The organism is Aquibacillus halophilus, from assembly GCF_009649745.1.
Taxonomy (GTDB): domain Bacteria; phylum Bacillota; class Bacilli; order Bacillales; family Amphibacillaceae; genus Aquibacillus; species Aquibacillus halophilus.
In genome coordinates this window covers 290,440-313,892 of sequence record NZ_WJNG01000007.1, presented here as the reverse complement: position 1 = coordinate 313,892, position 23,453 = coordinate 290,440, and the positions used below count along the sequence as shown (strand labels likewise).

General features: G+C 34.3%; 22 protein-coding genes. 2 read left to right on the top strand and 20 right to left on the bottom strand.

What is annotated here, in order from left to right; translation table 11 throughout:
• Positions 1-2: 2 nt before the first annotated feature.
• Positions 3-287, top strand: a complete 285-nt coding sequence (locus GH741_RS10445) for a DUF2624 family protein (protein ID WP_153736730.1) — start codon at positions 3-5, stop codon at positions 285-287.
• 38 nt (positions 288-325) lie between these two features.
• Here the strand turns inward: GH741_RS10445 and GH741_RS10440 are convergent, their stop codons facing one another.
• Both GH741_RS10440 and GH741_RS10435 read right to left on the bottom strand, forming a co-directional pair.
• The gene (locus GH741_RS10440; protein WP_276608225.1) at positions 326-1,216 is read right to left on the bottom strand and encodes a deoxyribonuclease IV; all 891 of its coding nucleotides are present in this window, start codon (positions 1,214-1,216) and stop codon (positions 326-328) included.
• Between the two features lie 116 nt (positions 1,217-1,332).
• Positions 1,333-2,640 (bottom strand): DEAD/DEAH box helicase, encoded by a 1,308-nt coding sequence (locus GH741_RS10435; protein ID WP_153736729.1) that lies wholly within the window; start codon positions 2,638-2,640, stop codon positions 1,333-1,335.
• A gap of 309 nt (positions 2,641-2,949) precedes the next feature.
• On the opposite strand from GH741_RS10435, the gene GH741_RS10430 reads away from it, so the two are divergent.
• Positions 2,950-3,897 carry a 4-hydroxy-3-methylbut-2-enyl diphosphate reductase gene (locus tag GH741_RS10430; RefSeq protein ID WP_153736728.1) on the top strand — a complete coding sequence of 316 codons (948 nt, stop codon included), beginning with the start codon at positions 2,950-2,952 and terminating at the stop codon, positions 3,895-3,897.
• A 50-nt stretch (positions 3,898-3,947) separates the two neighbouring features.
• On the opposite strand, the gene GH741_RS10425 is transcribed toward GH741_RS10430, so the two are convergent.
• From GH741_RS10425 to floA, 18 genes are all read right to left on the bottom strand, one after another.
• The gene (locus tag GH741_RS10425; protein WP_153736727.1) at positions 3,948-5,063 is read right to left on the bottom strand and encodes a Nif3-like dinuclear metal center hexameric protein; all 1,116 of its coding nucleotides are present in this window, start codon (positions 5,061-5,063) and stop codon (positions 3,948-3,950) included.
• Positions 5,056-5,766, bottom strand: coding sequence for a tRNA (adenine(22)-N(1))-methyltransferase (locus tag GH741_RS10420; RefSeq protein WP_153736726.1), 711 nt, complete (start codon positions 5,764-5,766; stop codon positions 5,056-5,058). Before GH741_RS10420 ends, GH741_RS10425 begins: the two co-directional genes overlap by 8 nt.
• Positions 5,767-5,841: 75 nt before the next feature.
• Positions 5,842-6,210, bottom strand: coding sequence for a cytochrome c550 (gene cccA, locus GH741_RS10415; protein ID WP_153736725.1), 369 nt, complete (start codon positions 6,208-6,210; stop codon positions 5,842-5,844).
• Positions 6,211-6,923: 713 nt separating this feature from the next.
• Positions 6,924-8,045, bottom strand: coding sequence for an RNA polymerase sigma factor RpoD (rpoD, locus tag GH741_RS10410; RefSeq protein ID WP_153736724.1), 1,122 nt, complete (start codon positions 8,043-8,045; stop codon positions 6,924-6,926).
• Positions 8,046-8,077: 32 nt separating this feature from the next.
• Entirely contained in the window at positions 8,078-9,904 is a 1,827-nt protein-coding gene (gene dnaG, locus GH741_RS10405; protein WP_153736845.1) for a DNA primase, read from the bottom strand.
• Between the two features lie 667 nt (positions 9,905-10,571).
• Positions 10,572-12,662, bottom strand: a complete 2,091-nt coding sequence (gene glyS / locus GH741_RS10400) for a glycine--tRNA ligase subunit beta (protein WP_153736723.1) — start codon at positions 12,660-12,662, stop codon at positions 10,572-10,574.
• Entirely contained in the window at positions 12,646-13,542 is an 897-nt protein-coding gene (glyQ, locus tag GH741_RS10395) for a glycine--tRNA ligase subunit alpha (protein WP_153736722.1), read from the bottom strand. The genes glyS and glyQ overlap by 17 nt, the downstream gene beginning before the upstream one ends.
• A gap of 317 nt (positions 13,543-13,859) precedes the next feature.
• The gene (recO, locus tag GH741_RS10390) at positions 13,860-14,612 is read right to left on the bottom strand and encodes a DNA repair protein RecO (protein ID WP_338079351.1); all 753 of its coding nucleotides are present in this window, start codon (positions 14,610-14,612) and stop codon (positions 13,860-13,862) included.
• 22 nt (positions 14,613-14,634) lie between these two features.
• On the bottom strand, positions 14,635-14,778 hold the full coding sequence (locus GH741_RS10385) for a YqzL family protein (protein ID WP_338079350.1): 144 nt from the start codon (positions 14,776-14,778) through the stop codon (positions 14,635-14,637).
• Between the two features lie 97 nt (positions 14,779-14,875).
• A complete protein-coding gene (era, locus tag GH741_RS10380) occupies positions 14,876-15,781 on the bottom strand; it encodes a GTPase Era (RefSeq protein ID WP_153736721.1) in 906 nt (301 codons plus the stop codon).
• 307 nt (positions 15,782-16,088) lie between these two features.
• Positions 16,089-16,469: a diacylglycerol kinase family protein gene (locus GH741_RS10375; protein WP_153736720.1), complete on the bottom strand. Its 381-nt coding sequence runs from the start codon at positions 16,467-16,469 to the stop codon at positions 16,089-16,091.
• Positions 16,444-16,911, bottom strand: a complete 468-nt coding sequence (gene ybeY / locus GH741_RS10370) for an rRNA maturation RNase YbeY (RefSeq protein ID WP_153736719.1) — start codon at positions 16,909-16,911, stop codon at positions 16,444-16,446. Before ybeY ends, GH741_RS10375 begins: the two co-directional genes overlap by 26 nt.
• Positions 16,911-19,064 (bottom strand): HD family phosphohydrolase, encoded by a 2,154-nt coding sequence (locus GH741_RS10365; protein ID WP_153736718.1) that lies wholly within the window; start codon positions 19,062-19,064, stop codon positions 16,911-16,913. The genes ybeY and GH741_RS10365 overlap by 1 nt, the downstream gene beginning before the upstream one ends.
• Before the next feature lie 76 nt (positions 19,065-19,140).
• On the bottom strand, positions 19,141-20,097 hold the full coding sequence (locus GH741_RS10360) for a PhoH family protein (RefSeq protein ID WP_153736717.1): 957 nt from the start codon (positions 20,095-20,097) through the stop codon (positions 19,141-19,143).
• A gap of 2 nt (positions 20,098-20,099) precedes the next feature.
• Entirely contained in the window at positions 20,100-21,323 is a 1,224-nt protein-coding gene (yqfD, locus tag GH741_RS10355) for a sporulation protein YqfD (RefSeq protein ID WP_153736716.1), read from the bottom strand.
• 17 nt (positions 21,324-21,340) lie between these two features.
• Positions 21,341-21,631 (bottom strand): sporulation protein YqfC, encoded by a 291-nt coding sequence (yqfC, locus tag GH741_RS10350; protein WP_153736715.1) that lies wholly within the window; start codon positions 21,629-21,631, stop codon positions 21,341-21,343.
• Positions 21,632-21,810: 179 nt separating this feature from the next.
• Positions 21,811-22,299, bottom strand: coding sequence for a hypothetical protein (locus GH741_RS10345; protein WP_153736714.1), 489 nt, complete (start codon positions 22,297-22,299; stop codon positions 21,811-21,813).
• A 144-nt stretch (positions 22,300-22,443) separates the two neighbouring features.
• Positions 22,444-23,433 carry a flotillin-like protein FloA gene (floA, locus tag GH741_RS10340; protein ID WP_153736713.1) on the bottom strand — a complete coding sequence of 330 codons (990 nt, stop codon included), beginning with the start codon at positions 23,431-23,433 and terminating at the stop codon, positions 22,444-22,446.
• Between the last annotated feature and the right edge of the window lie 20 nt (positions 23,434-23,453).

The following is a 23,453-nucleotide window of genomic DNA, read 5'->3' as shown; positions in this document are numbered from 1 at the left end:
AGATGAGTAATTTTGCGAATCAACTACTATTAAAAAAATTAAGAAATGTTAGCGCTAAAGAATTAATCACACATGGTAATGAATACGGAATTAGTTTGACAAACAAACAAGCTGAAGATATTGCTTCTTACCTTTCAAAGACTAGTTTAAATCCAATTAACGAAAAAGACCGTATGAAAATGTTTAAAAAGCTAGCTCAAATTACAGATATTAAAACAGCCCAAAAAGCACAGAAGCTTTTTGGAAAGCTTATTAAGCAATATGGGGTGGAGTCATGGTTTAAATAAAAAAATACTTATAAGCATTGACTTATAAGTATTTTTTCTTATTGGCTTACTATTTTTTCTTTTAAATCTGTTATAAAGTTATTACTTTTAAGCATTTCGATCTCAAATTTATACGGAGGTTTTTTTGATTTTTTGTCTTCTCCTACATAAGGCGTTTCCAGTATTTTAGGTAATGCTGAGAGTTGTGGATGATGAACAATATAATTAAGTGCATCAAATCCTATATGACCAAAACCAATATTTTCATGTCTATCTTTATGTGCGCCTCGTTCATTTTTACTATCATTAACATGAATTACTTTGAGTCTATCGATTCCGATAATTTTATCGAATTGCTCCAATACACCATCAAAATCATTAACAATATCATAGCCCGCATCATGTATATGGCAGGTATCTAGACATATAGACAATTTATCATTAAATTTTACTCCATCAAATATTCGTGCCAATTCTTCAAAAGAACGTCCTATCTCGGTTCCTTTACCTGCCATTGTCTCTAAAGCAATTTGAACCTTTTGCTCGGAGTGGAGCACTTCATTTAAACCTTCAATAATTTTTGTAATGCCTTTGTCTGCGCCCTCTCCAACATGTGAACCTGGATGAAGTACTATTTGGCCAGCTCCGAGAGCTTCCGTACGTTCTATTTCACTTCTTAAGAAGTTAACACCTAATTCAAATGTTGCCTTCTTACTAGAATTACCTATATTAATAATGTAAGGGGCATGGACAACTATTTCTTCCATTTTATGTTCTTTCATGTGTTCATGCCCTAATTCTATATTTAACTCCTCAATGGGGCGTCTTCTGGTATTTTGCGGTGCTCCAGTATAAATCATAAATACATTCGAACCATAAGAAGCAGCTTCTTCACTCGATCCCAACAGCATATTTTTCCCACTCATTGATACATGTGAACCTATTTTCAATTTTTGCACCTCTCTCTTACGTTTTCCATGATTTTACCATATAATTCTGTACCATTTATACTAATTAGGATTGAAAAAAATAGAAATCAATCCTCTTCCTAGCGTAAAACCTTTTACTACTTCTTTTTATCCCGATTTATCTTTTTCTTGTGTTTTATTTGTTCCCTTTTCATCTTTTTCTTATATCCAGGTTTAACCTTATTTGGTCTATGGACCTTTCTCCATGCCTGTGTTTCAGTATCAGAGTCTTTTTTCTTTCTTTGCTTACGTTCATTCCATGCTTTTGATTCAATCCACTCGCCATTTTTTATATCATAGCTTTCGAAAGTTAATCCTTTTTTCTCTAACCGCTCTATTAATTGTAAATCTTCATCTTTATAGAGAGTAATTGCTGTGCCTTCCATTCCAGCCCTAGCGGTACGGCCAACTCTGTGGATATAGAACTCTTCCTCTTTTGGCATTTGGGCATTTATGATATGGCTTACACCCTTTATGTCGATTCCCCTCGCAGCAAGATCTGTTGCAACAATAAATTGATATCGTAAAGCCTGTATATCCTTAAGCACTCTTTTTCGCTCTCTAGGTGTAAGCCCTCCGTGAATAAGACCTACTTCCATTCCTTTTTCAGTTAACTCTTTCGCTAACTCGTTAGCAAGTTCCTTCCCATTAGTAAAAATTATTGCCAGATAGGGCTGAATGGCTCCGGAAATTCTGTAGACCATTTCTGAGACATCACGATGTCTTAAGGGTACCAACCTGTGCTCCATCGTCTCAGGAGACAGCTGATCATTCATTTTAAAGTAAGCAGGATTTTGTAAATATTTCTTTAAAAATGGCTGCAATCGCTCAGGTATTGTTGCGGAGAATACCATTAACTGAATATTAGATTGAGCACGAACTAGAATTTGGTCTACTTCTTTCATAAAGCCTAAATCCAACATTAAGTCTGCCTCATCCACTACAAATGAACCTGCAGAATAAATATCTAAGGCACCATCTTCAATAAGATCTAAAATTCTTCCAGGCGTACCAACCACGATTTGCGGTTGCTCCTTCATTTTTTCAATTTGACGCTTTTTATCTATTCCACCAATAAATAACTTTGCTGTCCAAACCCCATCTTTCTCGGCTAAACTAATAACTTTTTTCACTTCATCAAAAATTTGCATAGCTAATTCCCTTGTAGGTGCTGTCACTACAAACTGAACTTTTTTATTTGACTCGTTTAATTTGCTGAACAGTGGAAGCAAATACGAGTGTGTTTTACCAGAGCCAGTTTGGGACTGTCCAATTACACTCTCACCTCTAAGGGCGGCTGGTATTACTTTCTGTTGAATTGCTGTTGGTTCATGAAAACCCAATTTATCAATGACATCATTAATAATGGGTTGCAGTGAATATTGTTTAAATAAATGGTTGTCCATGTAAATACTCCTTTAGTTACTAATCATTGGTTACCTTACCTATTATAGGTTAGAAAAAGTAAAATTGCACATTGATTTGTAATAGAACATCTTTTTGACCTTAATATTAGGCATTTTTCTTTATTTATAAGCTAACTGACGCAATTCTATACGGACTAGCATATAAGTTTTCAAATTAATAAGATTGGACTATTTTTCGGGAAATCCGATAATATCTTTGTCATCCGTTAGTTTTACCTTTATAATAAAACTGATGCTTAAAAAATTAATTAGTTCATTAAAGATATTTTTGATAGAGGGGGAGTTGAAATGGAAGTTATAAAAATAGCTCCACGCGGTTATTGTTATGGGGTGGTAGATGCAATGGTTATTGCACAGAATGCAGTTAAGGATCCTAATCTACCTCGACCGATTTATATATTAGGAATGATTGTTCATAATTCACATGTAACAAAAGCTTTTGAAAGTGAAGGTGTTATTACACTTGACGGGAAGAACAGAGCTGAATTACTTAAAGATATAAATGAGGGTACTGTTATTTTTACTGCTCATGGTGTATCACCAGAAGTGAAGGATGAAGCAGAAAATAAAGGCTTAACTGTCTTAGATGCAACGTGCCCAGATGTTACACGTACCCATGATTTGATTCGTGAAAAAGTAAAAGAAAATTATGAAGTCGTATATATTGGTAAAAAAGGACACCCAGAGCCAGAGGGAGCAGTAGGTGTAGCTCCAGGACATGTTCACCTTATTGAATCAGAGGAAGATGTTGAAAGTTTGAATTTGGACCATCACGATAAAATAATTGTTACTAATCAAACAACCATGAGTCAGTGGGATGTTTATGATGTAATGCTAAAGGTAAAAGAAAAATACCCTCAAACAGAATTAATACAAGAAATTTGTATGGCAACACAGGTTCGACAAGAAGCAGTTGCAGAACAAGCAAAAGAGGCCGATTTAACATTAGTTGTCGGAGATCCAAAAAGCAATAACTCAAACCGATTGGCTCAAGTTTCTTTAGAGCATGCTGGTACACAAGCATATCGAATCGCAGATGTTTCAGAAATAAATTTAGATTGGTTAAAAGGTGTAACTAAAGTTGCAATTACAGCTGGCGCTTCAACACCTACCCCAATAACAAAAGAAGTAATAAAATTTATTGAACAATATGATCTTGAAAATCAAGTAACATGGAATAATGAGTTTAAGGTTGAACAAAGTAAAATATTGCCTAAAGTAAAAGCTAAGAGATAACGTAAAAACCCTGGTGGATAAGCTATCCAATCAGGGTTTTATATTTGTGCCTATAAAAATTGAAAGGGATCGGTAATTTCCCTTGAAATTACAACTTCTATTCCAGCATTTTCACACTTACTATCCAAAAAAGACTTGACTGCCTGCTTCATCACTTTTTCTATGTAGTGACCCGGATCAACCACATTCAACCCCATTTGCCAAGCGTCCTGAGCTTCATGGAATGTCATATCACCTGTTATATAGACATCGGCACCCTTTCGTTTAGCGTGTTCGATAAATGCCTTTCCACTCCCACCAAGTACTGCTATTCTTTTCACCTTTTGATTAAGATCACCTGTTACACGAAGGGATGGGATTTCTAAAACACTTTTTATATTCTCACAAAATTCTCTCAACGTTATCTCAGAAATCAAAGAGCCTATCCTACCAGCACCAATCGGTTTCCCCTTGTTAGCCAATGGAATTAGGTCATAAGCTACTTCCTCATAGGGATGATTGTCTTGCATTGCACTCAAAACCTCGGACAACTTGGAATGAGCAATAATAGTTTCCACTTTTACTTCATCTACTCTTTCCACTACTCCTTGGCTACCCAAGAATGGCTTTGACCCCTCTAATGGTTTAAATGAGCCTTCTCCATCCGTTGTAAACATACAATGGCTATATAAGCCTATATGACCAGCACCAGCATTTCCTAATGCATCCTTTAATTGTTCAGAACTTTCCTTTGGAACGTAGACAATTAGTTTATAGAGTTTTTCCAATTCATCCTCAACTAAAACCTCTGTATTTGAAATCGATAATTTATCAGTTAAAATATCATTTACTCCCCCACTAACTATATCTAAATTGGTATGAGCAGCATAGACCGTTATATCATTCTTAATTAGTTTTTCGATTATTCTACCAGAGGTTTGATCCAAATTGATTTGTTTTAACGATTTGAACAGAAGTGGATGATGTGCAATAATTAAATCTACTTTTTGTTCTATTGCCTCATCAACAACGTTTTCTAAGACATCTAGAGTTACCATTACCTTTTTAACAGATTGTTGAAGAGAACCCACTTGAATTCCAACATTGTCCCAGTCATACGCAAGTTTTTTTGGAACCCATGATTCAAAAATATTTACAATATCCTGCACCTTTGTGGTTTTAGTCATTGACAAGGACCTCCTGTATAGATTTAATCTCATTTTCAAACAATTCTATTTTCGCTTTATCAGGGACATTAGCCTTTTTCATTTGATTTAGAGCTTGTTCCCTCTTAACTTTTTCAGATAACCATTTCTGTTTAAATGGAACAGCCTTCTCTCTCAAGAGAAATGGACCAAATAAAAACTCATCCTGTTTATTCACATTAGTATAATGAACCATCTCTTTTCCTTTATCTGCAACTAAAATTTCATAAATATGGCCGTCTTCTTCAAGTATCAGTTCATCAACAAGTTTAAAATCATTGTTAAAAAACCATTTACGAATAGCCAAAGCATCCACATTGGGTTGTGTGATAATTCTATTTGTTCCTTTTAATTTTTCTTTTCCCTGTTCTAAAATAGTTGAAATTAAACTACCACCCATACCTGCAACGATTACTTGTCCAACTTCACCTTGTTCAACGACTTCTAATCCATTACCTTTTCTAACCTGTACTCTTTCTGTAAGACCTAGTTCTTCTACAGTACGTTTTGCACTTTGGTATGGTCCTTCATTTATTTCACCAGCAATTGCTATCGCTTGAATATCATTTAAACACACAAAACAAGGTAAATAGGCATGATCTGAACCGATATCAGCAAATACAGCATTTTTTGGTAAAAATGATGCTACTGATTTTAATCGATTAGACAATAATCTTTGATTCATTTATATCTTCCTCCTAAAGTAAACTGAAAAAATAGAAGCTTTCTGATTTTAACCAGAAAGCTTCTAATCCATTAACTATTTTTTCTCTGCTAACCAAGCAGCCAAAGCCTCAGCTTCTTCTCCAGTTACTAGTCCACCTGGCATCGCAGTTCCTTCAATGCCATTAATGATAATATCGTGGATTTCTTCTTGGGTGTATTTACTTCCTACGTTTTGAAGACCAGGAGCTGAACCACCGGCTAAGTCTCCACCATGACATCCAATACAACTTTGTGCTATTTCTTCTGGTTCCATAACTTGTCCTTCTTCTGTTTGCTCTCCACCGTTTTCAGCAGCTTGTTCAATCTGTTGTTGTTGATTCAATCCCACTATTGACAGGACAATCATAGTCAAAATTCCCAAGACAGCTATAATGGCATAAGGAATAACTGGGTTTCTTTTCATGTTTATACTTCCTCCTTATGTAATCCCCTTTTTATTTCTTAGTTTATAAAAAACTAACTTTATTTTACTTTAAATTTGTTATAGTTAAAAGGGATAAGATAATATAATTAAATAAAAACAAAAATTATAAACAAAAATATACCAATAATACCAGATATTGTTAAGTAAAGTAGTCGCTTAATCCAACCTAAACCTATCCATAATAGACAATTTAATGAAATCAGCATGTAGGTTAGATAATAATTGAAAAAATTTGCCAAATAAACAGATACTACAAAAACAGTTAATAGCAATAAAATCAGTGATATTTGTGAGGATAAAAGGCTATTCTGCCTATAAAATCGAAAAATTGAGTAAGAAATAACCAACAAAATTAATAGAATGGGAATTTGCAATATCAATTTCAATTGAGTAAAATAAATTATAACAAATGTTAATGGTAGAAGTACAAGATTGATTAATATTATTAACATGTCTATAGCTTTTATTTTTTTAGGTGGATTGCGTTGTGTTTCTCCTTGCGTGTACAATGCTAACAAAAAGTCACAGTAAGAATCAGGTAACAAACTATGTTTTTGCCAATACTCTATTTCCTTTATGATAATGGTCTTCCTTTCGTCAACCATTTCTTTCACTCCAAATCAGAAATAAAAATGCACAGTCATTGCACATATATACAATGACTGAGCTGAGAGTCCAAATTAATTCTGTTCTTACTCAAGGAAATCTTTAAGGCGTTTGCTACGGCTTGGATGGCGCAATTTCCGTAAAGCCTTTGCTTCAATTTGGCGGATACGCTCTCTTGTTACTCCGAACACCTTACCAACTTCTTCCAAAGTTCGAGTGCGGCCATCATCAAGACCAAAACGTAAACGAAGGACATTTTCTTCTCGATCTGTAAGTGTATCCAATACATCTTCAAGTTGTTCCTTTAACAACTCATACGCAGCATGGTCTGAAGGAGAAGTTGCCTCCTGATCTTCGATGAAATCTCCAAGATGTGAATCATCTTCTTCACCAATTGGAGTCTCTAATGACACTGGTTCTTGTGCGATTTTTAAAATTTCTCTTACCTTTTCAGGTGTAAGTTCCATTTCCTTAGCAATTTCTTCTGGGATTGGTTCTCGTCCAAGGTCTTGAAGTAATTGTCTTTGGACCCTTATTAATTTATTAATGGTCTCAACCATGTGCACCGGAATACGGATTGTTCTAGCCTGATCAGCTATTGCTCTTGTAATAGCCTGCCGAATCCACCAAGTTGCATACGTACTGAATTTGTATCCTTTACGATAATCAAACTTCTCAACAGCTTTAATTAGTCCCATATTACCTTCTTGAATCAGATCAAGAAATAACATGCCACGACCAACATACCGTTTAGCAATACTTACTACTAGTCTCAAGTTCGCCTCAGCCAAACGACGTTTAGCCTCTTCTTCGCCCTCTTCGATCCTTTTTGCTAGATCAATTTCCTCAGCAGCTGATAATAAATTGACTCTGCCTATTTCTTTTAGATACATCCGAACAGGATCATTGATTTTAATTCCCAGTGGAACACTTAAATCATTTAGGTTAAATTCTTCTTCCTTTGATAATTGTTGCATGCTAGGATCCTCTTCCGATTCACCAATTATTTCTATTCCTTGTTCACCTAGGTACTCATAATATTCGTCCATTTGATCTGATTCTAACTCAAAATTAGAAAGACGTTCTGCAACTTCTTCATAAGCCAGAACACCGCGCTTTTTACCTAGTTCAAGTAATTGTTCTTTTGCCTGCTCCAGTGTCAGCTCGCCTTCATTCTCTTTTGAACGTGATGGCTTATTATTTGCCATGAGTCCCCCTCCTTCCAAACTTACGTTCTATATCATGGATTTGAATTCTTAATTTGTCTTTGAATCTCAAGGATTTGCATCCCTATCTGTGCTGCCTTAAATGGGTCGTTTTGTTTTTCTGCCATCTTTTGTTCAACTCTAAGTGATTTTATTTTTGTTTTATCACTTTGCTCTGATTGTATAATGCGGATGTAGTCATTTATCTCTTTATCACTTATATCCTTATTAAAGGGCATCATAGCGATTTGTATTACTAAATTCTGAATATCAGAGTCGGATATTTTTTCAATAAAATGACTAATGTTTGGTTCATGACCTTCTTCATAGTATCCATACAAATAAGTTACTAAAATCTTATGTTGGTCTATAGTAAAATTACCGCCAAGCTCTTGCTTAATCTTTTCTGCTATAGCTTCATCTTTCAACATATAAGCTATTAGCTGTAATTCCGCATTATGATATGCCGGTAATAATTTTTTTGTTCGATAAGGTCCTTTTGTCATATTAGTATGGCTACTTTGTTTTGGCTTATCCTGCTTTAACCCTATCTTTTCCCTGCGGGAGTGTATTTCCTGAGATAATGTCTCGACAGTTAATTCAAATTCATTTGCTAATTCTTTTAAATAATGCTCTCTTTCAACAGGACGTTCGATTAATGCAATTTCATCAAGTACACTTTCAACATATTGTATGCGATCTCCTTCTAAATTTAGATTATAATCTTTTTTTATATACTTCATCATAAATGTCATGTAAGTATCACTTGCTAAGATTACCTCATTTTTAAAACGAGTATCGCCAAATTTGCGAATGAAATCATCTGGATCTAAGCCATCTGGCATTGATGCTATTTTTACGTTACACCCGACACTTCTCAGTAACTTTGATGCCTTATAAGAAGCTTGAATTCCGGCTTTATCCGAGTCATAACAAATCACTACTGTATCAACGTATCTCCTTAAAAGCTTTGCTTGAGCTTCTGTAATAGAGGTTCCTAAGGTAGCAATCCCATTAAATATTCCCGCTTTATGAGCGGAAATAACATCCAAGTATCCTTCAAAAAGTACTGCTTCACTAGATTTACGAATATGACTTCTAGCGAGATCAAAATTATAAAGCAACTTTCCCTTTTGGAATAAATCCGTTTCAGGACTATTTAAATATTTTGGTTCCTGGTTAGTTATTGTTCTTCCGCCAAATCCAATACTTTTTCCTAAGTGATTTCGAATGGGAAAAATTACTCTTCCACGAAAACGATCTGTACTATTATTGTGTTGGTCATTCGACGTTAGTATCCCAGCTTTTATCATTGACTGCTTATGAAAACCTTTTTTTTCTAAAAACTGAGCTATAAAATCCTTAGAGTTTGGGGAAAAACCTAGTTGGAATGTATCAATGACTTCGTCTGTAAAACCCCTATCCTTTAAATACTTGTAGCCTTCTTTGCCCTCTTTTGTATGTCGTAACAAATGGTGATATAATTTTGTTAACCATTCATACGCCTTTAATACATCTTGATTTTCTTTACTTAGGTGTTGGTTTTCATCCCTTTGTTGGAATTCTTCCGGTAATGTCTGCCCACTTTTATCTGCTAGATGTTGAATTGCTTGGAAAAAATTATACCCCTCTATTTCCATGACAAAAGTTACAACATTCCCACCCTTACCACAGCCAAAGCAATGAAATATCTGCTTATCTTGTGTCACAGAAAATGATGGTGTCTTCTCACCATGAAAAGGGCACAACCCAAAGAAGTTCCTACCCTGTTTTTTTAACTGAACATATTCTCCAATTACATCGACAATATCGTTCGATTTACGAACTTCTTCTATTACTTCATCCGGGATTTGACCGAGCATAGATATCACCATGTTCTACTTTATTCTATAGTTCACAAAGAAAACCCTTCAAGATTCGACATTTTTTAAAAAAATAAAAAATAGATGTTACATTTAAAGGCTTTCTGCTTCTTACAGTAATACCTCTTTAAGACAGTTTATAAACCCTCACAGTTGTTCAAATGTACTTTAGTGTTAATTATTTTAAAAGACTAAACATAAAAATCTGGCTGTGCATACTTTCCTTTTTGTTTTTTTATGTATTAGACATAGTCACTTATTCTACAAATAATAGTAGAATCCTTCCTTTTTCTAGATGTTTTATTTTTCAGAATCTTTTTCTCTAATAAAATTTCCTCGCAATTTTAGAAATTATCTTAAAATCATTTTTTACACAAAAAATAATTATAATACAAAAAAATGAAAATTGCTAATGATTTTTCTTCATTTTTCTTTCAGAAACAATGTAAAATTACATTATTAATACAATTACACACTATAAAAATAGTCACTTCGAAAAAAAATGTCATTTATTATAATATTAGGGGGCTACTTCTACTCACTTAACAGCCCCCTAATCTATTCTATTTTTAAATTTATTATTTATTAATTAAATTCATCATAGATGACCTCTTTATTAAAGAACCTTAAACAGATTTCCCCATAGAATCCATCAGAATAAATAAAGCTAAGACTGTTGCTTCCACAGTATTTTAGTCAAGTCACTATAGTCAAGTACATCCTGCGCAATTTGATTTAATAAGGAAAGTCTATTACTTTTTAATTCTTTGTTTTCTGACATGACCATTGTGTGTTCAAAGAAATCATATATTGCTTGAGATAACTCACCCAGGATGTCAATTGACTCCAGAGCATTTAGATTGTTCATCGCTTCTCTATACCTTGATTTTACATCATGATAGGTTTCGTATAATATTCTTTCCTGTTCATTCTCAAACAGATCCTTATTAACACCAGTGTCAGAACCTTTAGTAGCAATATTTAATACGCGAACCAAGCTTTCTTGCACCTGTTTAAATGATTCATCTTGTTTTTTAATTGCTAATACTTTTGCTTTTTCTACGGTATAAGCAAAATTACCAATCCCACTTGTTAAAACAGCCTCAGTTATGTCTTGGTCAATACCATCTTCTTTTAGTATAAAAGAAGCTCTCAAATTAAAGAATTCATCTATACTTTGTTTTATTTCCTGCTCGTCTCTTGTTGCAATATTTAATTCGGAATACAACTTCTGCGTTGTTCTAAACAATGATTCAAGATTAATACTCCACTTGTTACCATTTACAATTTGTAGAATTCCTAAGGCTTGTCTACGAAGTGCATATGGGTCCTGAGATCCACTTGGGATAATACCAACTGACAAACAACCTATGATTGTGTCAAGTTTATCTGCAATACTAACAACTGAACCTTCAATAGACGATGGAAGTTGATCCTTGGCATGTCGAGGCATATAGTGTTCATTAATTGCTGTTGCTACCTGTTTATTCTCCCCAAATATGGTTGCATACTTTTCACCCATAATTCCCTGAAGCTCAGTAAATTCATTTACCATGTTAGTAACCAAATCGAACTTACTTATCTCAGCCGCTCTGACTGCGTTGTAAGTTGTAGTTTCATCTAAATCTAATAAATTGCAAATGCTCCTTGTTAATTTTACAACCCTATCTACTTTTTCAGCTATTGTACCCAATTTTTCTTGAAATACCATCCTACCTAATTTTTCAAGATTTTTTTCAATCGATTGCTTTTGGTCTTCTTCAAAGAAGAAGCGAGCATCTGACAATCTAGCCTTAAGAACTTTTTCATTTCCCCTTGCAACAGTTTCAATAAAATTATCGTCTCCATTCCGAACAGCAACAAATTTAGGAAGTAACTTACCATCTTTAGATTTAACAGGAAAATATCTTTGGTGTTCTTTCATTGAAGTGATAAGTACCTCTTCAGGCACTGTAAGAAACTCCTCACTAAATGATCCAAAGAATACTGTTGGGTATTCTACTAAGTGCTTAACTTCATTTAATAATTCTTTGTCAACGGAAATGTCCCAATTTTTTTTATTTTCTAAGTACTCTATTCCTTCTAGGATAAGTTTATTCCTCTCCTCAGGACTAACAATTACAAACTCACTTTTCAATTTTTCTTGATACTCTAATGGATTGTCTAATTTGATTGAGTTACCCAAGAACCGATGTCCGAATGATTTTCTGTCCGCGTGAACTCCTGCTATTTCAAATGGAATTATATCCGTTCCATATAATCCAACTAGCCAACGGATAGGTCTAGCGTATCTTAAGTTTAAATCACCCCAACGCATATTTTTTGGAAAAGTCAAACTCAAAATTACTTCTTTAAAATTTTGGAGTAACTGAAATGTGCTCAGACCGACAATATATTTATTCACATAAGCATACTCTATTCCCTTAATTTCTCTAAAATAAATGTCATCTACCACTTTCCCTTGACCTTTAGAGAAACCAATGGCAGCCTTTGACCAATTACCTTCAGTATCTAATGCAATTTTTCGAGCAGGTCCCTTGGCTTCTTCTTCAATATCAGGTTGTTTTGTAGCGACATCCTTAATGACCACTGCTAACCTTCTGGGTGTTACAAAGGTGCTTATTTCCTTATACGGAAGTCTTAACTCTTCTAGCCATTTTTTTGTCTTTGTTTCTAATTGTTGCTGTGCATCATTAAGAAATCGAGCAGGCATTTCTTCTAGACCAATTTCAAACAATACATCACTTGTTGCTGCCATTCTCCGTCGCCTCCTCTTTCAATAGTGGATATCCCAATCTCTCTCGTTCTTCTACATACAGTTTCGCTATTTCTCTGGCTAGATTTCGAACTTTTGAAATATATCCCGTTCTTTCTGTTACTGAAATAACGCCCTTTGCATCTAACAAGTTGAAAGTATGTGAACATTTCAAAACATAATCGTAAGCTGGAAATACTAATCCTTTTTCCATCGTTTGTTTTGCTTCCTCTTCGTATATAGAAAATAATTCAAACAATACATCGGTATTGGATTCTTCAAAAGTATATTTTGAATGTTCATATTCTGGTTGATAAAATATGTCTCCTACCGTAACACCTTTTGTCCACTCTAGATCAAACACATTTTCTTTGTCCTGAATATAAGATGCCAGACGCTCAATCCCATATGTCAATTCAACTGCAACAGGCTTAGCCTCTAAACCGCCAATTTGTTGAAAATATGTAAATTGGGTAATTTCCATACCATCTAACCAAACCTCCCAGCCTAATCCAGCAGCACCTAATGTAGGATTTTCCCAATTATCTTCTACAAAACGAATATCATGTTTTAAGGGATCAATTCCTAATTTTACTAATGATTCTAAATATAGTTCCTGTATGTTATCAGGTGAAGGTTTCATAATTACTTGGAATTGGTGGTGTTGGTAAAGACGGTTAGGGTTCTGCCCATACCTACCATCAGCTGGTCTTCTAGAAGGTTCTACATATGCAACATTCCAAGGTTCGGGTCCCAGACTTCTTAACAGGGTCATTGGCGACATTGTACCTGCACCTTTTTCAACATCATACGCTTGCATCAATATACAGTTTTGGTCGGACCAATGCTTTTGCAAGGTTAATATCATTTCTTGAATATTCATTTTGAACCTCCGTTATATTAATTAAATTTGGTCAATCTTATTTCATTTTTTGAACACTAAAAATCCCGTCCCTATGCATCCTCTCGGGAAACATAGGGACGGGATTTCCGCGGTTCCACCCTACTTGCTATTTAGCGAATAAATAGCCACTTTCTTTTTTTGCTCAAGAGTGCCTTCGTTAAGTTTTCTGTATCCAGATTTCACCTTCCTGGACTCTCTAATAAAGAAAACATTAATTACTATTCTCTGTCACCGCAAACCTGTCAAATTTGTTTTAAATAATACTTAAGTTTCTATGATTTGTCAACTTCAAGCTTTTAACTTAATGAATCTAACTGTTTCAGAAACTTCTTTGACTTTAAAAAATAACCACCGTATTGATCATAGTACTGCTCCATTATCTGTTGTAATAGCTTCTTATTTTCGATTTTAACTGATATATCACCAATTCTAGCTACATCAACCCTTGAAAACATATCTAAAAGTTTAACTAAATTGTCGGAAAGCGGGAAAGAATTACTGTCAAGTCGATCACACCTTTGACACAAAATCCCTCCATCTGTAACAGAGAATGAGAATCTTCCATTCTTGCCTCCACAGTGAACGCAATGATTTACCACTGGAGCAAATCCAGCCTTCTTATACATCTTCAGCTCATATATTATTGTTAGTATTTCAGGATCCTTATCCTCAGCTATTGCATGTAAAGTATGAGTTAATTGTTGGAATAAATATGGATCTGGTATTTTTTGATCCATGAGTTTATCGGTTAATTCAGCTATATAAGAAGCATATGCTGTTTTAACAATATCTTCTCTTATTGGTCTATAAGAAAACACTATTTCGCCCTGTTGAAGTGTACTTAGGTTAGAGCCCATCCTGACTAAAAACTCTCCATGTATAAATGGCTGCGCAACCGCAGCCATTCTACTTTTTGGTTTTTTTGCCCCTCTAGCAATAGCCCCAATTTTACCTTTTTCTTTTGTTAGTAATGTAACAATTTTATGTGTTTCCCCGTAGTCCTGTGTCCGTAAAATAATGCCCTCTACTTTTTCAAACAAAGTTTTCACCCATTCCCTTTGCCCCACTATTTCACATATGTCTATCTAATTCTGTAGTATCCTCATCAGTCCTGTTTGAAGAATCACTCTCATAAATAGTCTCAAGCTCTTTCATTAGTAAATAGGTTTCAATGTTTCCTGTCTGACTGAATATTTGCCATGAAAAGTCGATCACAAGAAACCCCACCTTTCTAGTTCAATTTAGCTTTTGATACTAGTTATAGAATTACCAGTACTAATCAAACCATGAGTTAAAATATTTACCATGTATGTTAGTACTCTTCACTTGAAAAACCATATTCACTTAACTGGTGCTGACGATTACGCCAATCCTTTTGAACTTTGACCCATAATTCAAGATATATTTTAGTACCTAGCAAAGCTTCAATATCTTTTCTAGCCAATTGACCAATTTCTTTTAACATCGACCCCTGTTTTCCAATGATAATACCTTTTTGCGATTTCCGCTCTGTTATAACAGTTGCTTGTATAAAAACTTTTCCGGATTTCTCTCTACGCTCTATATTTTCAATTACTACAGCAATAGAATGTGGAATTTCCTCTCTTGTAAGCTGTAACGCTTTTTCTCTTATTAATTCACTTATAATGAACCGTTCAGGATGATCTGTTACCTGATCTTCTGGATAATATTGTGGCCCTTCTGGCATTTCATTCTTTAACACCTTTAATAAATGATCGACATTATTTCCATCTAAAGCTGAGATAGGAATTATTTCTTTAAAGTTATACTTGTCCTTGTATTTATCTATAAGTGGTAACAATTCATCCGGATGGACTTGATCAATTTTATTTATAATTAGATACACTGGATTTTGAACGTTTTCTAATCGATCAATAATGAATTGATCTCCTCTACCGTAGCCTTCAACTGCGTCTATCATAAACATGATTACGTCTACTTCATTGAGCGTATTTTGGGCAATTTTAACCATAAAATCACCTAATTTATGTTTAGGTTTATGGATACCTGGTGTATCTATAAAAATAAATTGTGCATCATCTTCTGTCAAAACACCTTGAATTTTGTTTCTTGTTGTCTGAGGCTTATCACTCATAATTGCAATCTTTTGCCCTATAACTTTGTTCATGAATGTTGATTTCCCTACATTTGGGCGACCTATTATTGATATAAATCCTGATTTATATGTTTGATCCATGTTGATTTCCTCCATTGTATTGTCGAGTTATCTATTACGATTAACACCATTTTACTATAAAAACGGTTCTCTTTCATATTTTCGACAAAACCTCTCTAAAAAAGTTGATGAGTACTTTCCTGTTAGATGGCGAAAATTAAGTATGTTTTAAATTATTAATCATAGACCTTAGACAATGTTGATATTTATTTTTAAAAAAATTCCTTATACCAATAGGCCTAAGGAATTTTTAGTTTAACTTTTTATATAAATTTATATTCTTTCAAATATCAAAAGTTTTTCTCTTTATAAACTGAATTATGCATTATTACTGAAACAAACTGATAATTTTAGGTAAAAAGATGATTAACCCATTAATTATTGACGTAAGTGCTGCAACGAATACTGCACCTGCTGATATATCTTTAATCGTACCTACTACTGGGTGTATTTCAGGTGCTAAATAGTTCAACACTCTTTCAATTGCAGTATTTAACATTTCAAAAGTTAAAACAAAACCAATAGTCAATAAAATAAGTATCCACTCAATAGAAGTTAACTGGAAAAATAAACCTAATATAATCACTACTAACGCTATTAAGAGATGAACTTTAAAATTTATTTCAGTTCTAATAACCTCTTTGATTCCCTTTAGGGCGAAACTTATGCCGATTTGACGTTTTTTATTGTCTTGGAAGTCCGAAGGCATTTAAAATTTCCTCTTGTTTGCTAAACATTTTTTTTTCATCCTCTTCCTTCATGTGATCATAACCTAATAAATGTAGTAACCCATGCAGCGCTAGAAATCCTAATTCTCTTTGAAAAGAATGATTATATTCCTCAGCCTGCTCTTTAGCTTTATCTACAGAGATTACTATATCACCTAAAACAACCGGAAGACCTTCTCCAATTATTTGGATTTCTCCTTCTTCTCGCTCTAAAAGGGCAAACGATATTACATCTGTTGGTTTATCTATTTGACGATAGTTACGGTTAATAATCTGAATTTCATTATTATCAACAAAGTTAATGGAAATTTCTGCTTGATCTGGAACATTTTCCTGATTTCCTGCAAAATTAATTAAACGATGAATCATATCGATATGTTCAGGGCTTACGGAATTCGTTTCGTCGTGAAAATCGATTTGCATTAATTTGCCTCCTTTACATTTTCTTTAGGATATTGAATCCTAGAGTGGAATATTCCATTTAGTGATTCACAAATAGTCTTTTGGATTGTTTCTAGTTCTCTAAAAGTTAATGAGCTGTCATTTAATTGTCCATCCATAAGGCGATCGTTGATGATTGAAGTAACAATCTCTTCTATCTTCCCCTTAGTTGGTTCATTTAATGACCTTACAGCTGCTTCAACTGAATCACAAATACAAATGATAGCCGCTTCTTTAGAACGGGGCTTTGGTCCAGGGTAGCGGAAATCTTCTTCTTTTACATTTTTGTATTTATCTTTTGCTTTGAAATAGAAATATTTTAGTAATGTAGATCCATGATGTTGTTCAGCTATATCAATGATCTCTTTAGGCAGGCGATGTTTCCTTAGTAGTTCTGCCCCATCATAAGGATGATTAATAATAATTTCTGCACTTTGCTTTGGTTCTATCAAATCATGAGGGTTTTGTATTCCCATTTGATTCTCAATAAAATAATGTGGTCTGTTTGTCTTCCCAAGATCATGATAATACGCACCTACCCTTGCAAGCAAACCATTTGCACCTATTGCCTCACACGATGAATCACTTAAGTTAGCTACCATGACACTGTGGTGGTAAGTACCAGGTGCTTCGGTTAATATCTTTCTTAGTAATGGGTGATTGGGATTAGATAATGTTAGTAATTTAGTATCGGATAGTATTCCGAGTCCTGTTTCAAAAAATGGTAGTGTCCCAATTGTCAAAACGATGGAAAGAAAAGCTGCTAAAATACTAAATCCAATTAGTAATAATGCATCTGAAATGGTATATTTCTCAAAGGATAGTAATAAGAATAGTAGTACAGTTAGCATATTAACAACAGTTACGCCCATACCGGCTTTTAGGATAGCTGTACGATCTTTTAGATTGATTAAGAATAGTATTCCAGCAAGTTGAGAGAATAAGAGATAAAGACATGCTTCTGTATTTAAAGCGCCTGGAATTTCAGAATTAAAAATGACACTTCCTAATACAGCGTAAATTAAAGATAAGACTATAGCTAATCGCTCTTGTAAAAGTATTTTCAGTAGCATAGCACCTGTCGCAGCCGGTACAAGTAAAAAGTACCCGTTTACAGGTGTCGTATATAAACTTACAAGCTTCATAATTGAGATAGTCAGCACACTTATTATTAGTATGGATGCAATTTTCCCATTATCCAGAGTGTACTTTTTAGAATATGTATTTAATTCATATATTATAATTCCACATAGTAATAAAATAAGGATAACTAAACCAATAACAGGATAAACATTTCGGTCATTATTCAACAAACCCACTAATGCTAACTCTTCAAAAATTTCATTTGTAATTGTCTGGCCTTCTCTTACAATGATTTCCCCTGCTCTAACCATGACTGGTTCCACATTACTAATTGCTTGTTTCTGTGCTTCCATCGTTTTATCAACAGCATAAAAACTGTTTGAAACAACCGCAAAGTTAGTTAATGCGAATAAAGCATTTTTAATGTCCTCATCCAAGCTAGAATAGCGTAGCTTTTGATTAACGTTATTTATCGCAAACTGTACGTTTTCAGTCCTTACCCCTTCATTTAACACATCATAAAGTGATGTTGTTAATAATTCCTTAGCTAATGACCTCTCATAAGTAGTGGCCTCAACCAACTTTAATAAGTCTTCCTGGCTGATTACTTCAGTTATTTCCGGGCTTAGTACTTGTTGAAGACGCTGAACAATTTCCTGATTAGTTAGAGGTTGCGGTTCTATTTCTTCAACCTCATCCGCTTCTTCAATTACTTGTTTTTCTTCCAGTTGCTTTTCTATAGCATCAAACAACTCTTCAATATAGTCAACCCGTTCCTGTGTTATCTCATTAGAAACATTATATCTATCTTCTACGGATTGAACTGCCTCTCTAGTTTGCCTTTCCGTTTCCTTAATGTTTTCGATTGTTATAGGTGAACGGATCGTCTCCTTGGCATTACTAAAGCGTTCAATATCATATGTCTGGGTATATACGTTAGTTAGAGTCACAAGAAAAAACACAAATCCTAAGAGCATAACAGGAAGTATAATCCTAATTAATTTCTTCTTTTCTTTAATGTACTGTATAACTTGGTTCCAAGTAGATTTCATTTGCCTCTCCCCTTTTTCTAAAGAGCAATGAATAGAGAAATAAGACCCGTACTGGGTCTTAAATTAATATTGTCTGCTATTCCTTTTCATAAGCTTCAATAATCTTTCCAACAAGCGGATGGCGTACAACATCCGATTGTTTTAAATAGATGAATGAAATTCCTTTAATCTCAGACAGTCTTGTCTCAACTACCTTTAGTCCTGAATTCATGCCTTTGGGTAGATCTACTTGTGTTATATCGCCAGTTATAACCATTTTAGAACCAAAACCCAGACGGGTTAAAAACATTTTCATTTGGGCTGGAGTTGTATTTTGAGCTTCATCCAAAATAACAAATGCATCATCTAAAGTTCGGCCTCTCATATAAGCAAGTGGTGCAATTTCAATTGTACCTCTTTCAATTAATCTTAGGGTATGTTCGTTACCTAAAACATCATGGAGAGCATCGTATAATGGACGTAAATATGGATCAACTTTCTCTTTAAGGTCACCAGGTAAAAAACCTAAACTCTCCCCTGCTTCTACAGCTGGCCTAGTTAAAATTATTCTTTTTACTGATCCTTTTTTTAAAGCATTTACCGCCATAACAACAGCCAAATAAGTTTTTCCAGTTCCAGCTGGTCCAATTCCAAAAACCAAATCGTCCGATTTTATAGCTGAAACATAATTCCTCTGACCAAGAGTCTTTACACGAATTGATTTTCCTTTTGCATTTTTAGTTATTTCATCCTCAAATAGGGTTTCAAACTGTTTTATTTTCCCTTTCTTAGCCAGTTCAACAGCATAAACAACATCTCTTTCAGATATTGTTAATCCTTTACGTATAATACCTAATAGAGCTAAGAGGATCTCTTGAATAAGTTGGATATCTTCAGTAGTTCCAGAAGCGCTCACTTGTTCACCTCTAGTAACTATCGAAACTTTTAATTGTTCTTCAATTTGTTTTAAATGTCTATCTTCTGTACCGAATAAGCTTAATGCTTCATTAGTATTTTCTAATTGTAAGTCAATTGTTTTTAAATCTTCAGGCATAATCAATCTCCTTGAGATATTGGTTGGTTTTTTGCAATGTTTTCATTAACGTTAAAATATATTATTAATTTTACTTTACCATGCTCCATACTTTCGTGCAAAACTTTTTCAAAAGTAATATCAGCGTTTTCACCCAGATTGTTTTGTAGATTTTTTTTCGCTTGCTCGATACCATCTGCAATAGCTTCAGAATGAGTTCTTTTTTGGCTAATTATTCTTTTTTCTTGGATGTTTTGTTTAACATAAGAAATAGGGAATTTAGACTTAAAGAAATTAAATGAACTCTGTTCTGCGTCTATTTGAACTTCTTCATAATCAGGGTTTTTGAATCCCCAAATAGGAAGTAAAAAATTCCAAAATCTTAAATAATGTTTCTCTTTATTTTCTCCAGTTAAAACATTATAATTCACTTCTAACGGAACATTCACTTCAGACTCGTACCAAGTTCTTGCAATTATTTCAGCTTCTGCAGTTATTAACTCTTTTGCTTGATGCTGTTTTTCTTCATCTTCTTCATCGTTAACCAATTTTTCTCCTAGTTCTCCTGAAACAAGAAGGTCTCCCTTTTTCACAAAATCATTTACTTTAACCATTGGTTGTCCCTTTGAAACGAACATATCAATGATCACTCCCGCTTTGGCAGCAATTATGTTTCTAGGTCCGTTTTTTTCCTTTTCTTCCACAACGGTCTTTTCTACACCTTCTAAGTAATAAGTTGTCCCTTTTTCAGTTACACCTACCCATAACAACTCTGGGATATCACTCAGAAGGTTTTGTTGGATTACACCCGGAGAGCCAACCGAAAACTTAACTGCTCCCGGATAGATTCCATACTGGCGTAATTGTTCCTCTATTCTTTTTTCAATTTCGGGATGTACACCATTAATTTTTACATCCCATACAATATTAGATAAAAGAAATACAAATAACATGCTAACTATGATACCCGTTACAAGTCCTCTTTTAACAAAAAAATTTTTAGATATAAAAGGGAGGCCTTTTTTCTGCACAAAGGATATCTTATACACTGTACCTCTTCGAATTTCTCTAATTTTTGAAATATCCTTTAATTTTATGTTGCCCCTACAAACCATCTCGCCTGTTTTCTTTATATTCCAAATAACAATTCCATTCCTGGTACATAAATCGAAAAACAATTCAGGGTGATACCCTTCTACGTTAATTGTTACATACCCAGTAAAGAATACATTCTGTGTTTGTTTCATAGTTGCCTCCTTTCATATTAAACAGATTTGTCTTCTACAAATTTGATTTCAACAATTTTACCTTCTAATAATATCTCTTCCGGTAACATTAATTTTAATACGAAATTCTCACCAGAAATTCTTAAATAACCGTAATCCATTTTGAGACGAAGTTCAGTATCAGAAAATAGAACTAAACCTTTGTGATTTTCTATGTAGGCATGCAATTGTCCAATTGTAGTAATTCTCGGTAGCTCGAGGATCACATCAGATGGAAGTTCAAGGTGCTCTGCTAGCCAATTACCGATGCGCAATTGCCATTTGTTCATTGAAGATGCCCCCTCTCACATACATATGTATGAAAAAATGAGTCAGATAAGAACCCAAAAAATTATCGTTAACCATTGATAAACCTTACTTTATTGACAGATAACTTATGTATATAAAAAAAACTGTTTACATATGAAAAAAACCTTTGCCACATTTTAAATGTGGCAAAGGTTTTTTTTTAATATCTCTTATTTTGCATTACACTTCGATATGGCTTTAATGATCTTGGTGATCCTAATACTTCGGCCATGATTACACTTTCTGCAAGACCCCTTTTGGTTAAGTGATTATTAAGGGATATTTTTTTCTTTTTTCCAGATCCTGTAGTTTTTTTATATACTTTTGGCATTTTTCCACTCTTAATGGCATCGTGTATTTCCCGCTCTTGTAGTATAGGATTTGATTTATTGTTACTAGCATTAATTTGATTATCGTTTTTAAATTTTTCTAATTGAGCCCTTTTATTTTCATAATAACTCTGTGTCCCAGTCTGAACGGGTTCTTCAAAATCCGTCGTTTCAGTAGTAGCACTTCCCGTTGTCGTGGGAGTTGGTCTTGGATTTCGATTATTTTCTGGCTTTTTACTATCATCCTGCTTTTTAAACATACCTAGTATCCAACTAGCAATAAGGATAAGAGGTAGAAGCATCCCAAATAAATCTTCCATATAGAACCCTCCTTTCGAGGATTTTCTATTTAGTATGGTGCTACTGACCGTTACTCTAGACATAAATTTCTAAAGCAACGATAGTTTTAACACCCAAATTATTCATTCTACAATTTATATAAAGAGAGTTGTCCGATTTTGTTTTTATTCTTCATCTTCGTGTTCATTTTTAGTGGCTTTACCAATTGAATCACGCATATCAGTGTCAGCATTAATGTTCTTGTAATTCATGTAATCCATCACACCCATGTTTCCTGAACGTAATGCTTCTGCTAAAGCAAGTGGTACATCAGCTTCAGCCTCAACAACCTTCGCACGCATTTCTTGAACTTTTGCAACCATTTCTTGTTCTTGAGCGACAGCCATTGCACGACGTTCTTCAGCTTTCGCTTGTGCGATGTGCTTATCTGCCTCTGCTTGGTCTGTTTGTAACATTGCACCGATGTTTTTACCGATGTCAATATCTGCAATATCAATTGATAGAATTTCAAAAGCTGTACCAGCATCTAATCCTTTTGACAATACATTATGAGAAATAGAGTCCGGATTCTCTAAAACTTTGCTGTGACTAGTAGAACTACCTATTGTACTTACAATACCCTCACCAACACGAGCAATAATTGTTTCTTCACCAGCACCACCAACAAGTCGGTCGATATTAGCACGTACAGTAATCCTAGCTTTTGCCTTCACTTCGATACCATCCATCGAAATACCAGCAATAAAAGGTGTTTCAATAACCTTAGGGTTTACACTCATCTGTACTGCTTCTAATACATCTCGCCCAGCAAGGTCGATAGCTGCAGCGCGTTCAAAACCTAATTCAATATTCGCACGTTGTGCAGCAATTAAAGCATTAACTACACGGTCTACGTTACCACCTGCTAAGTAGTGACTCTCTAGTTGATTCGTATCTATGTCAAGTCCTGCTTTATGTGCTTTAATTAGCGGATTGATTACTCGAGCGGGTACAACCCTTCTTAGACGCATCCCTATAAGTGTAAAAATGCTAACACGTACACCTGCTGCTAATGCGCTTACCCATAACATTACTGGAATAAAAGTAAAAAGAACTGCAACTGCAATCAATATAATACCAATTAAAATAATCGGCATAAGTTCTTGTATTTCCATATTAATTCCTCCTATTTCAT